Here is a 12,817-nt window from a genome sequence, read left to right as displayed (position 1 = left end):
GTCGGAATTCGTTAGCCGGCGACTTAATGCGCGCTGCAAATTAAGCGTTGGAAGCGCGTCCCGCTGTGGCAAACTGATGGGAATCGCTTCTTCGATACTCGACCGGGACTTTCGATCCGCCGGCCATTACGGGAAATCACCTCCATGCAGTCCACGATCGTGATGGTCAATCTCTTCGGTGCAGTGGCGCTGCTGCTCTTCGGCCTGTCGCTAGTCAAGGACGGGGTGACGCGTGCCTTCGGGGCGCGGCTGCGGGCAGCTCTTGCGCGCGGAACGAACGGTCCCTTCCGGGCTTTTGTGACGGGGCTCGTCGCAACGCTCGGGCTCCAGAGTTCGACGGCCACGGCACTCATGACGGCCTCTTTCGTCGAGAAGGGGCTGATCCGCTCGCAGATGGCGCAGATCGTGCTGCTGGGCGCCAATGTAGGCACCGCGATGACGGCCTGGATCGTCGCACTCGGCATCGGGTGGCTCTCACCGCTGCTCATCCTCGCAGGCGTGGCCACGCACCGCCTGAGCCGGTCGAGCGCGCGCCAGGGCGCCGGCTATGCGCTCGTGGGCATCGGTCTGATGCTTTTGTCGCTCGAGCTGCTCGGCACGGCGACCGAGCCGATGCGCCAATCCCAGGCTCTGGGAGCATTTCTCGGAATGCTCGACAACGCCTTGCCCGTGGCGATGATCATTGCGGCCGGTCTTGCCTTTGCGTCATCGTCCAGCCTCGCCGTCGTCATGCTGGTGCTGTCGCTTTCATCCGCGGGCGTGCTTTCTCCCGTATTGACGGTCGCTCTCGTGCTCGGTGCCAATCTCGGTGGCGCAATCCCGCCGGTCATCACCACGCTCGGCTCGCCGCCCGCCGCCCGCCGGGTCACGCTAGGCAACCTCGTGGTGCGCGGCATCGGCTGTCTCATCGCCCTTCCGGCGGTTGGCGCCAGCGCCGACTTCCTGCAGAGCCTGCCGCTGCCGCGGCAGAACCTGCCCGTCGACGTGCACCTGCTTTTCAATCTGCTCCTGGCGATGGTTGCCTGGCCGTTCGCGGGGTTGCTCGCCCGCACCATGAACCGCTTCTTCCCCGACGACGAAGCGGCGGAGACCGGGCCGCGCTACCTCGATGAGGCGGCGCTCGATACACCGGTCATGGCCCTTTCCGGGGCCACGCGAGAGGTCCTGAGGGTGGGCGACCTGATCGAGGTCATGCTGATGCGGGCCTCCGAAGCGTTCAGCAAGAATGACGTCAACGAACTGGGCGACATCGAGAACATCGAGCGGCAGGTCGACCTCCTGCAGCAGGAGGTGAAAATCTTCCTTTCGCGGCTGGGGCGCGATGGCCTGAACGAGGAGGACGGGCGCCGCTCGATCGTGATCATCGACTATGCCATCAATCTCGAGCACATGGGCGACATCATCGAAAAAGGTCTCTGTGAACAGATCGCCAAGAAGGTGAGGGGCGGCTTGCGGTTCTCGGAGGATGGCTATCAGGAGCTGAAGGGCCTTTTCAACCTCACCATCGACAATCTGCGCATCGCACAGACCATCTTCGTCACGCGCAATGCCGACCTGGCGCGCCATCTCATCGAGGTCAAGGTGGACGTGCGGCATATGGAGAAACGCTCCGCGGAGCGCCACCTGGAGCGATTGCGCGATGGCCTTCTGGAAAGCCTGCAAACCAGTTCGCTGCACCTCGATATGCTGCGGGACCTGAAGCGCATCAACGCGCACATCGCCTCCGTCGCCTATCCCATTCTGGATGAGAGCGGCCTGCTCACCGAAAGCCGCCTGCGGCCGCCGGGCTGATATCATACGGTTTGAACCTGATTAACGCGACGTGATTGTGCGAATTATGGTTCTCGCAATATGTTGCTGATAGGAACGCGCAAAAAGCGCGCGGGCAGAGGCGCGAGACGCCGCGTCGAAGAAATGTCCCGAGAGGGTATCAAGGAGATCAGAGTATGGAACGGACTTGCCTGGCGATCATCCTGGCAGCTGGCGAGAGCACGCGGATGAAATCGGCCATGTCGAAGGTGCTGCATCCGGTCGCGGGGCGGCCGATGATCGCCCATGTCGTCGACGCCCTGGCGAGTGCATCGATCTCGGATGTGGCGCTGGTCGTCGGGCGCGATGCGGACGCCGTATCTGCCGCCGCGGCAACCGACGAAGTGGCCGTCACCTCCTTTCTGCAGAAGGAGCGACTTGGCACCGCCCACGCGGTGCTTGCTGCCCGCGAAGCGATCGCGAAAGGCTATGACGACGTTCTCGTTGTTTTCGGAGACACGCCGCTTATCACCGCCGCACCTCTGAAGGCAGCGCGCGACGGTCTTGCGGCCGGAAACGACGTCGTGGTGATCGGCTTCCAGGCGACGGATCCGACCGGGTACGGGCGTCTCATCGTGAAGGATGGAGCGCTGGTCGCCATCCGTGAACACCGGGACGCCTCCGACGAGGAGCGCCGCATCACCTATTGCAATGGCGGGCTGATGGCGATCGACGGCCGCAAGGCGCTCGATCTGCTTAACCGGATCGGCAACGCCAATGCGAAAGGCGAATACTACCTGACCGATCTCGTCGAGATCGCGCGCTCCCTCGATGGCCGTGCAATCGCTGTCGAAGCGCCCGAGGAGGAACTTACCGGCTGCAATACCCGCGCCGAGCTTGCCTATATCGAGCGCCTCTGGCAGCAGCGCCGTCGTCACGAACTGATGCTGGCGGGCGTGTCGATGATCGCACCCGAGACCGTCTTCCTCTCATGGGACACCGCACTTGCCCAGGACGTTCTCCTGGAGCCGAACGTCGTCTTCGGGCCCGGCGTGCGCGTGGAAAGCGGTGCGGTCATCCACGCCTTCTCCCATCTGGAAGGCGCTCACGTCCGTGCCGGCGCTACGGTCGGACCTTTCGCGCGCCTGCGCCCGGGTGCCGACCTCGGAGCGAAATCGAAGGTCGGCAATTTCTGCGAGGTGAAGAACGCAGAGATCGGTGCCGGAGCCAAGGTCAATCACCTCACCTATATCGGCGACGCCTTTGTCGGCGCCGGATCCAATATCGGGGCCGGAACCATTACCTGCAACTATGATGGCGTGAACAAGCATGTCACCCGCATCGGCGCGAACGCCTTCGTAGGCTCCAATTCGTCGCTCGTCGCTCCGGTTTCGATCGGCGACGGGGCGCTCGTGGCGTCCGGAAGCGTGATCACGGAAGACGTGCCGGCGGATGCGGTCGCTTTCGGCCGTGCGCGCCAGGACGTGAAGCCCGGCAGGGCGCCGATATTGCGCGAGCGCTACGAGGCGGAAAAGGCAGCCAGGAAGCGGGCCAAGGCTGCGGAGTAGATGCATTAAATATTGAAACTGAAAGTGAAATCGAAACGGATTGCGTCGCGACGCAATTTCGCTACCAAGGCTTTCAACAGGCACCTGCGGCGCCGCGCGTTTGTCGGACGCGCAATGGTCCCTGCAGCATTCTGGATTTGCTGCATATTCCTGTCCTCGAGCCGGTACGATTCGGGGAAACATGCAGTGGTCGTTACATTTGAGCTGATACGCCGCAGGGCGTGAAGAGACGCGGAGAGGGATATGTGCGGGATTGTTGGCATCGTGGGGAATCAGCCGGTATCGGAGCGGCTGGTCGAAGCATTGAAGCGCCTGGAGTATCGCGGCTATGATTCGGCCGGCGTCGCGACGATCGACGCGGGAACGCTGCAGCGCCGGCGGGCCGAGGGCAAGCTGGTCAACCTCGAGAGCAGGTTGAGAGAGGAGCCTCTGGCCGGCACCATCGGCATCGCCCACACGCGCTGGGCAACCCATGGAGCACCCACGGAACGCAACGCCCACCCGCATTTCACTGAAGGCGTCGCCGTGGTTCACAACGGCATCATCGAGAATTTCGCCGAGCTCAAGGACGAGCTGGCGGCAGGAGGAGCGGAATTCCAGACGGAAACGGACACCGAGGTCGTCGCGCATCTTCTGGCGAAATACCGGCGCGATGGACTGGGGCGGCGCGAGGCGATGCATGCCATGCTGAAGCGCGTCAAGGGCGCCTACGCACTGGCCGTTCTCTTCGAGGACGATCCGTCGACCATCATGGCGGCACGCAACGGGCCGCCGCTGGCGATCGGCCACGGCAGCGGCGAGATGTTCCTGGGTTCGGACGCGATCGCGCTTGCTCCCTTCACCAATGAAATCACCTATCTCATCGATGGTGACTGGGCCGTCATCGGCAAGACCGGCGTCCATATCTTCGATTTCGACGGCAATGTCGTCGAACGTCCGCGCCAGATTTCGACGGCTGCTGCCTTTCTGGTGGACAAGGGCAACCATCGCCATTTCATGGAGAAGGAGATCTATGAGCAGCCGGAGGTCATCGCCCATGCTCTCGGGCATTATGTGAATTTCATAGAAAATCGTGTCGTTCCGATTTCCGACGCCATCGATTTCGGCAAGGTCCCGAGCCTGGCGATCTCTGCCTGCGGCACAGCTTATCTCGCCGGCCTGATCGGCAAATACTGGTTCGAGCGCTATGCCCGCCTGCCGGTCGAAATCGACGTCGCGTCCGAATTCCGCTATCGCGAGATACCGCTGTCGCCGCAGTCGGCGGCTCTTTTCATCTCGCAGTCGGGCGAGACCGCCGACACACTGGCCTCGCTGAGATATTGCAAGGAGCACGGCCTCAAGATCGGCGCGGTGGTCAATGCCCGCGAGTCGACCATCGCGCGGGAATCCGATGCGGTCTTTCCGATTCTTGCGGGCCCTGAGATCGGCGTCGCCTCGACCAAGGCTTTCACCTGCCAGCTTGCCGTCTTGGCCGCACTTGCGGTCGGCGCGGGCAAGGCCCGCGGAACGATCAGCGGCGAGGAGGAGCAAGCGCTCGTAAAGAGCCTTGCCGAAATGCCGCGCATCATGGGCCAGGTGCTGAACAGCATCCAGCCGAAGATCGAGAGTCTGTCGCGCGAACTGTCCAAGTGCCACGACGTCCTTTATCTCGGCCGCGGCACCAGCTTCCCGCTGGCAATGGAAGGGGCGCTGAAGCTCAAGGAGATTTCGTACATCCACGCCGAAGGTTACGCCGCGGGCGAGCTGAAGCACGGACCGATCGCCCTGATCGACGAAAACATGCCCGTCATCGTCATCGCGCCGCATGACCGCTTCTTCGACAAGACGGTATCGAACATGCAGGAGGTGGCGGCACGCGGCGGCCGTATCATCCTGATAACCGACGAGAAAGGTGCGGCCGCGTCGAAGCTCGATACGATGCACACGATCGTGCTGCCGGAGGTCGACGAGATCATCGCGCCGATGATCTTCTCATTGCCGGTCCAGCTTCTCGCCTATCATACGGCCGTCTTCATGGGGACCGACGTGGACCAGCCGCGCAACCTCGCCAAATCGGTGACGGTCGAATGATCATCCGACCGGAAACTGCGGGCGATGCCGAGACGATCCGGCAGATTACCGAGGCGGCTTTCGCCGGCCAACCCTATAGCGACCAGACGGAGGCCCGGATCATCGACCGGCTGCGCTCCGAGGACGCGATGACGCTGTCCCTCGTTGCCGAGGAAGAGGGTGAGTTGATCGGCCACATCGCTTTTTCGCCTGTCACGATCACCCCGTTCGCGGTCGGCTGGTACGGGCTGGGTCCCGTGTCGGTGCGGCCGGACCGGCAAGGACGCGGCACGGGGAGCGCACTTGTGCGCCGCGGGCTCGACATGCTGCGCAAGGCGGGGGCTTCAGGCTGCGTCCTGGCGGGCAATCCGGCCTTCTATGAGAGATTCGGGTTCCGCAACGAGCCTGCTCTTGTTTTTCCGGGTTGTGCGCCGCAATATTTCATGGCTTTACCCTTGTCGGGAGGGCTGGTTTCCGGCACCGTCACTTATCATCCCGCCTTCGGAGCGGACTGACGGATCGATGGCAACGGCATGACGGAAAGTTCCAAAAGCGGCATCATCGCGGCCCGGCTGCGCAACTACTTTCTTACCGGGCTTATCATCTGCGCGCCCCTGGCGATTACGGTGTGGCTGGTCCGCTCCTTCATCGAGTGGGCCGACGGTTGGGTGAAACCGTACCTGCCGAGCTTCTATAACCCCGATAATTATCTGCCGATCGCGATCCCGGGTTTCGGGCTGCTCGTCGCCGTGGTGGTCATCACCCTGGTCGGTTTCCTGACCGCGAACCTCGTCGGACGCTCGATCATCAATTTCGGCGAGTCGCTCCTCAACCGGACGCCGCTCGTCCGCTCCATCTACAAGTCGCTGAAACAGATCTTCCAGACCGTGCTGCAGGACCAGTCGTCCTCGTTCAAGAGGGCAGGGCTGATCGAATATCCAAGTCCCGGGCTGTGGTCGCTGGTCTTTATCGCCACGGACGTGAAGGGCGAGATTGCTGCCAGGTTCGACGAGCGCGGCATGGACATGGTGACGGTCTTCCTGCCTCCGACACCGATCCCCACCGCCGGCTTCCTGCTCTTCGTGCCCCGCGACAAGATCATTCCCCTGCAGATGAGCGCCGAGGATGCTGCGAAGCTGCTGATTTCCGGAGGCCTCGTCGCGCCGGATTACAACCCGCTGGCCAATGCGCCCCCGCGTGCGATCAAGCAGCAAGAGAGCGTTTGAGGTCCCGGGGATGATCAGCCGGCCCGCAGGAACCGGATCGCCTCGTCGCGCCGGAAGAGGTAGAGCAGCGTCCTGAGCGCCTGGCCGCGTTCCGACGTCAGTTCCGGATCCCTGTCGATCACATAGGCGGCATCCTTGCGCGCCATCTCCAGGAGGTCGCCATGCGCCTCGAGGCTTGCGATGAGGAAACCCGGCGTGCCGGACTGCCGCGTGCCGAGAAGCTCGCCTTCGCCGCGCAGCTTCAGATCCTCCTCGGCGATCAGGAACCCGTCTTCGCTTTCACGCAGGACCGAAAGACGCGCGCGCCCTGCTTCGCTGAGCGGGCTCTTGTACAAAAGGATGCAGGTCGAGGCTTCGTCGCCGCGCCCCACGCGGCCGCGTAGCTGGTGCAGTTGCGCAAGGCCGAAGCGTTCGGCGTGCTCGATGACCATGATCGTGGCATCCGGCACGTCGACGCCGACCTCGACGACCGTCGTAGCCACGAGCAAACGGATTTCACCGTTCTTGAAGGCGAGCATGACGGCGTCTTTTTCCGGTCCTGCCATGCGCCCGTGCACCAGGCCGACATCCTTGCCGAACCGTCGAGCAAGGCTCTGGTAGCGCTCATCGGCGGACATGGCGTCGGTCTCCTCGGATTCCTCGACGAGCGGGCAGATCCAATAGGCCTTCTTGCCCTGCCGGAGCGCTGCGTCGAGCCTCTCCACGATCTCGTCCGTCCGTTCGTTCGGAATCGTGACGGTCTGGATCGGTTTGCGCCCCGCCGGCTTCTCCGTGAGCTTCGATACGTCCATGTCGCCGAAGGCGGCGAGCACGAGTGTTCTCGGAATCGGCGTCGCGGTCATCACGAGCATGTGCGGCGAGATACCCTTGGCCGTCAGCCGCAGCCTCTGATGCACGCCGAAACGATGCTGCTCGTCGACCACGGCGAGGACGAGTTGGCGATAGATCACAGCGTCCTGGAAGAGTGCGTGCGTGCCGATGACCAGCTGCGTCTCGCCGGAGACAATGCGTTCCAGTATCGCGTCCCGTTCCTTGCCCTTCGTCCTGCCGGTCAGGATATCGATCGTGATGCCCGCCGGCGCGGCCATCCTCGAAAGCGTGGCGTGGTGCTGCCGCGCGAGAATTTCCGTCGGCGCCATCAGCACCGCCTGGCCGCCGGATTCCACCGCCGCCAGCATCGCCATCAAGGCCACGGCCGTCTTGCCGGAGCCGACGTCCCCCTGCAGCAGCCGCAGCATGCGGTCGGCTCCGGACATGTCGGCAAGGATCTCGTCGACGGCCGCCGACTGGCTGTTCGTCAAGGAGAAGGGCAGGGCTGCGATTACCGGACCGCTCAACCGGCCGGTCGGATGAATCGGCTTACCGGCGACCTTGCGCAATCGCTGGCGAACGAGGGAGAGCGAAAGCTGCCCCGCCAGGAACTCGTCATAGGCGATCCGGCGGCGCGCCGGCGCCTGCGCATCTATATCGGTTTCGTCCCACGGTTCGTGCAGGCGCTGGAAGCTTTCTTTGGCGCTCTTGAAGCCCTGTTGGCGCAGAAGTGCCTCATCCAGCCACTCCGGCAGGTCCGGGACGCGTGCCACTGCCGCCTCGATCGACTTGCGAAGGGGCCTCGAGGTCAGGCCTGCCGTCAGGCCATAGACGGGCTCGACGAGCGGCATGTTCTCCGATTCGGCCGCACGGACCATATAGTCCGGGTGGACCATGGAAGCCCGCCCGTTGAACCAGTCCACCTTGCCGCTGACGATCACCGTCTCATCGATGGGCAGGGCCTTCTCGAGCCAGTTCCCCCTGACGCGGAAGAAGGTGAGCGCCAGTTCGCCGGTCTCGTCGTGGAGAAAGACGCGATAGGGCACGTTCGATCTGCCACTGGGTGCCGGCTGGTGCCGGTCTACCCGGCCCGTGATGGTAACGATCGCACCGTTTGGAGCATGGGCAATGCCGGGCTGGCGGCGACGATCGATCAGCGAATGAGGGATATGGAACAGGAGATCGACGACGCGGCAGTCTTCAACCGTCTCGCGCCCGAGCAGGCGCGCGTAAAGTTCGCCGGTCTTCGGGCCGATGCCGGGCAATGTGTCGAGGGGCGAAAACAGCGGATCGAGCAGGGCAGGGCGCATAGCAATGAAATTGCGACGATAATTCCGGCTTTGGCAAGGCTGACAACCTGCTTTCCAGCGTTTATAGAGCCCATGATCTCGATCCGCAGAGCGGCGGAGAGCAGGAAGGACATCCCATGACCGGCATTTCGCGCACGAGCGCCGATCTCGACCCGCGTCGGCGCAGGATTCTCTTCCGCGCGTGGCACCGCGGCATTCGGGAGATGGACCTGATCCTCGGCCAGTTCGCCGAGGCGGAGCTCGCCACCTTGTCCGAAGCGGAGCTCGACGAACTCGAAGCGATCATGGGGGAGGAGGACAACGACCTCGTCCGCTGGATCACCGGAGAAAAACCGCTGCCCGAGCGTTATGCGACGGAACTCTTCTTCCGCATCGCTGCCTATCGCCCGGATTTCGACCCGGTTCGCCACGAAACGAAGTAGACATGACGATGATACCTGGCTTCGACCCTAGGAAGATTCTTGCGGCGACGCGGGAAATTACGATCGGCCCGGTGCCCACGGGTGCCGAGGCGCTCGTTCTCGCCGAACTGGCCCGGGCCGGGGCCCCCGTCGCCTATATCCTCTCCGATGGCCAGAAGGTCGCTGACCTCGAACAGGTGCTCGGTTTCGTCGCTCCCGATATCCCGGTCCTGACGCTGCCGGGTTGGGACTGCCTGCCTTATGACCGGGTCTCGCCGAGCGCCGACACCTCGGCGCGCAGGCTTGCCGCGCTGAGCGCGTTGATCGCCCACCGCAGGAAACCGCATCCGGCGATCGTGCTCGTCACCATCAATGCAGCGCTGCAAAGGATCTCGCCGCAGGATGTGATCGAAAGCCTCGCCTTCACGGCACGGCCCGGCAACCAGATCCGCATGGACGACCTTGCCGCCCGGCTGGAGCGAAACGGCTTCGAGCGGGTCCCGACCGTGCGCGAGATGGGCGAATTCGCCGTACGGGGAGGCATCCTCGATGTCTATGTACCCGGCAGCGGCGAGCCTTTGCGCCTCGACTTCTTCGGCGACACGCTCGAGGCGATCCGCTCCTTCGATCCCGCAAGCCAGCGCACGATCGGGCAGGTCCGGTCCCTCGACCTCAATCCGATGAGCGAGGTATCCCTGACGCCCGAGACGATCAGCCACTTCCGAAAGCAGTATCTTTCTCTCTTCGGAGCGGCGACGCGCGACGATGCGCTTTATCAGGCCGTGTCGGAGGGACGGCGCTATGCCGGCATGGAGCATTGGCTGCCGCTTTTCTACGATCGGCTCGAAACGGTCTTCGACTATCTCGACGGCTTTCGCATCGTCACCGACCATCTGGCGCGCGAGGCCGCGGCAGAGCGCTCGAAGCTCGTTCTCGACTATTACGACGCGCGCCTCGCCTCGGCTTCGCCGGGCAAGTCTCAGGTCACCCAGGGCACGCCCTACAAGCCCGTGCCGCCGGACATGCTCTATCTCACTGCGAAAGGCTTCGGCGAAGCCCTGAATGATCTCAATGCGGTCCGCCTTTCGCCCTTTACCGAACACGAGGGCGAAGCCCGCCAGGTCGTGAACATCGAAGCGCGTCAGGGCCTGCGTTGGGCCAAACCGGCGGGCGAGGCCGACAACGACGGCACGCGCACCAATGTTTTCGATCAGGCCGTGAAGCATATCGCCGAGAAGCGGGCAAAAGGCGCAAAGGTCATCGTGTCCGGCTGGACGGAGGGCTCGCTCGACCGGCTGCTTCAGGTTCTGGCCGAGCATGGTCTCGCCAATATCCGTCCGGTCAAGGCGCTCTCGGATATCGGTTCGCTCAAGCCGGGGGAGGCCGCATCCGCGGTTCTCAGCCTCGAAGCGGGATTCGAGACCGGCGACCTCGTCGTCATCGGCGAGCAGGACATTCTCGGCGACCGTCTGGTTCGCCGCTCCAAGCGGCGCAAGCGCGGCGCGGATTTCATCGCCGAAGTGACCGGCCTCGACGAGGGCAGTTATGTCGTACACGCCGAGCACGGTATCGGGCGCTTCGTCGGCCTCAGGACGATCGAGGCCGCCGGCGCACCGCATGACTGCCTCGAGCTCGTCTATGCGGACGATGCCAAGCTGTTCCTGCCGGTAGAAAATATCGAGCTTCTGTCGCGCTACGGCTCGGAAGGAACCGATGCTGTCCTCGACAAGCTCGGCGGCGTCGCCTGGCAGGCGCGCAAGGCCAAACTCAAGAAACGGCTGCTCGACATGGCCGGCGGCCTCATCCGCATCGCTGCCGAAAGACATACGCGCCATGCGCCGGTCCTTGCGGCGCAGGACGGGGTCTATGACGAGTTCGCCGCCCGCTTCCCCTATGACGAGACCGAGGACCAATTGAACTCGATCGATGCCGTCCGCGACGATCTCGGCCGCGGCCGGCCCATGGACCGCCTCGTGTGCGGCGATGTCGGCTTCGGCAAGACGGAGGTGGCGCTGCGTGCCGCCTTCATCGCGGCGATGAACGGCGTGCAGGTCGCCGTGGTCGTGCCGACGACCCTGCTTGCGCGGCAGCACTTCAAGACCTTCTCCGATCGTTTCCGCGGCTTGCCGATACGGATACAGCAGGCCTCGCGGCTGGTCGGCTCGAAGGATCTGGCGCTCACGAAGAAAGAGGTCGCCGAAGGCAAGACGGACATCGTAGTGGGCACGCACGCGCTGCTCGGCTCGTCGATCAAATTCGCCAATCTCGGCCTGCTCATCATCGATGAGGAGCAGCATTTCGGTGTCAAGCACAAGGAACGCCTGAAAGAGCTGAAGACCGATGTGCACGTCCTCACGCTCTCGGCGACGCCCATTCCGCGGACGCTGCAGCTTGCCCTCACCGGAGTGCGCGAACTGTCGCTGATCACGACGCCGCCGGTCGACCGCATGGCGGTGCGAACCTTCATTTCGCCCTTCGATGCTTTGGTGATCCGAGAGACGCTGATGCGCGAGCACTACCGCGGCGGCCAGAGCTTCTATGTCTGTCCGCGCGTGAGCGATCTTCCGGAAATCCATGATTTCCTTAAATCCGACGTGCCGGAACTGAAGGTTGCCGTGGCGCACGGGCAAATGCCGGCGACCGAGCTCGAAGATATCATGAACGCCTTCTACGAGGGGCGCTACGATGTGCTCCTCTCGACGACGATCGTAGAGTCTGGTCTCGACGTGCCGACCGCCAACACCCTGATCGTGCATCGTGCCGATATGTTCGGCCTCGCCCAGCTCTATCAGCTGCGCGGTCGGGTAGGACGCTCCAAGGTCCGCGCCTTCGCGCTTTTCACCCTTCCCGTCAACAAGACGTTGACCGGGCCGGCGGAACGGCGCCTCAAGGTTCTCCAGTCGCTTGATACGCTTGGAGCCGGGTTCCAGCTCGCCAGCCACGACCTCGACATCCGCGGAGCGGGCAACCTGCTCGGCGAGGAGCAGTCCGGTCACATCAAGGAGGTCGGCTTCGAGCTCTACCAGCAGATGCTGGAGGAGGCGGTCGCCGAGCTCAAGGGCGAGGAGGAGATCCACGATACCGGCTGGTCGCCGCAGATATCGGTCGGAACGCCGGTGATGATCCCGGAAGAGTATGTGCCGGACCTCAATCTGCGGCTCGGCCTTTATCGGCGCCTGGGTGAGCTGACCGACCTCAAGGAGATCGACGGCTTCGGTGCGGAGCTGATCGACCGTTTCGGGCCGCTGCCGACGGAGGTGCAGCACCTCCTGAAGATCGTCTACGTCAAGTCGCTCTGCCGCACGGCGAATGTCGAAAAGCTCGATGCGGGGCCGAAGGGCGTCGTGGTCCAGTTCCGCAACAAGGAATTTCCCAATCCCGCGGCACTCGTGGGCTACATCGCGAAACAGGGAACAGTCGCCAAGATCCGCCCGGACCAGAGCATTTTCTTCCAGCGCGAGCTCGCAACTCCGGAAAAACGCCTTTCCGGCGCCGCGATGGTGATGACGCAGCTTGCAGCGCTCGCAAAGGCCAGTTGAGATTCATCTTGAGTTTATGGCGGCTGCTGCGAGATCGATGATGGCGTTGAAGCTCTGGCCGGTTTTGTCGGCGCGGAGGGCGGTGCGGACAAGGTTGCCGTGCGCGTCGGTCAGAGCGGGGGAGGACTGCAATCTCTCCTTCTCAACTCTGTGCTTGTCACAGAG

General features: G+C 63.5%; 8 protein-coding genes. 7 read left to right on the top strand and 1 reads right to left on the bottom strand.

What is annotated here, in order from left to right:
- The first annotated feature begins 144 nt into the window (after positions 1 to 144).
- The 5 genes from PZL22_RS09140 (at position 145) to PZL22_RS09120 (ending at position 6,592) form a co-directional block, all read left to right on the top strand.
- Positions 145 to 1,791: a Na/Pi cotransporter family protein gene (locus PZL22_RS09140; protein WP_003533257.1), complete on the top strand. Its 1,647-nt coding sequence runs from the start codon at positions 145 to 147 to the stop codon at positions 1,789 to 1,791.
- Positions 1,792 to 1,946: 155 nt separating this feature from the next.
- Positions 1,947 to 3,317 carry a bifunctional UDP-N-acetylglucosamine diphosphorylase/glucosamine-1-phosphate N-acetyltransferase GlmU gene (gene glmU / locus PZL22_RS09135; protein ID WP_003533259.1) on the top strand — a complete coding sequence of 457 codons (1,371 nt, stop codon included), beginning with the start codon at positions 1,947 to 1,949 and terminating at the stop codon, positions 3,315 to 3,317.
- Between the two features lie 243 nt (positions 3,318 to 3,560).
- Positions 3,561 to 5,387 (top strand): glutamine--fructose-6-phosphate transaminase (isomerizing), encoded by a 1,827-nt coding sequence (gene glmS / locus PZL22_RS09130; protein WP_010969375.1) that lies wholly within the window; start codon positions 3,561 to 3,563, stop codon positions 5,385 to 5,387.
- Entirely contained in the window at positions 5,384 to 5,881 is a 498-nt protein-coding gene (locus PZL22_RS09125) for a GNAT family N-acetyltransferase (RefSeq protein ID WP_003537700.1), read from the top strand. The genes glmS and PZL22_RS09125 overlap by 4 nt, the downstream gene beginning before the upstream one ends.
- Before the next feature lie 18 nt (positions 5,882 to 5,899).
- Positions 5,900 to 6,592 (top strand): DUF502 domain-containing protein, encoded by a 693-nt coding sequence (locus tag PZL22_RS09120; protein WP_003537698.1) that lies wholly within the window; start codon positions 5,900 to 5,902, stop codon positions 6,590 to 6,592.
- A 14-nt stretch (positions 6,593 to 6,606) separates the two neighbouring features.
- Here the strand turns inward: PZL22_RS09120 and recG are convergent, their stop codons facing one another.
- The gene (gene recG, locus PZL22_RS09115) at positions 6,607 to 8,712 is read right to left on the bottom strand and encodes an ATP-dependent DNA helicase RecG (RefSeq protein ID WP_003537697.1); all 2,106 of its coding nucleotides are present in this window, start codon (positions 8,710 to 8,712) and stop codon (positions 6,607 to 6,609) included.
- A 116-nt stretch (positions 8,713 to 8,828) separates the two neighbouring features.
- On the opposite strand from recG, the gene PZL22_RS09110 reads away from it, so the two are divergent.
- Positions 8,829 to 9,134: an FAD assembly factor SdhE gene (locus tag PZL22_RS09110; protein WP_003537695.1), complete on the top strand. Its 306-nt coding sequence runs from the start codon at positions 8,829 to 8,831 to the stop codon at positions 9,132 to 9,134.
- A gap of 2 nt (positions 9,135 to 9,136) precedes the next feature.
- Positions 9,137 to 12,652, top strand: a complete 3,516-nt coding sequence (gene mfd, locus PZL22_RS09105) for a transcription-repair coupling factor (RefSeq protein ID WP_284718595.1) — start codon at positions 9,137 to 9,139, stop codon at positions 12,650 to 12,652.
- Positions 12,653 to 12,817 lie beyond the last annotated feature (165 nt).

This window comes from Ensifer meliloti, from assembly GCF_030064585.1.
In the GTDB taxonomy this organism is placed as follows: Bacteria; Pseudomonadota; Alphaproteobacteria; order Rhizobiales; family Rhizobiaceae; genus Sinorhizobium; species Sinorhizobium meliloti.
Note: the sequence above shows the minus strand (reverse complement) of the source record. Positions and strands in the feature narration are given on the sequence as shown.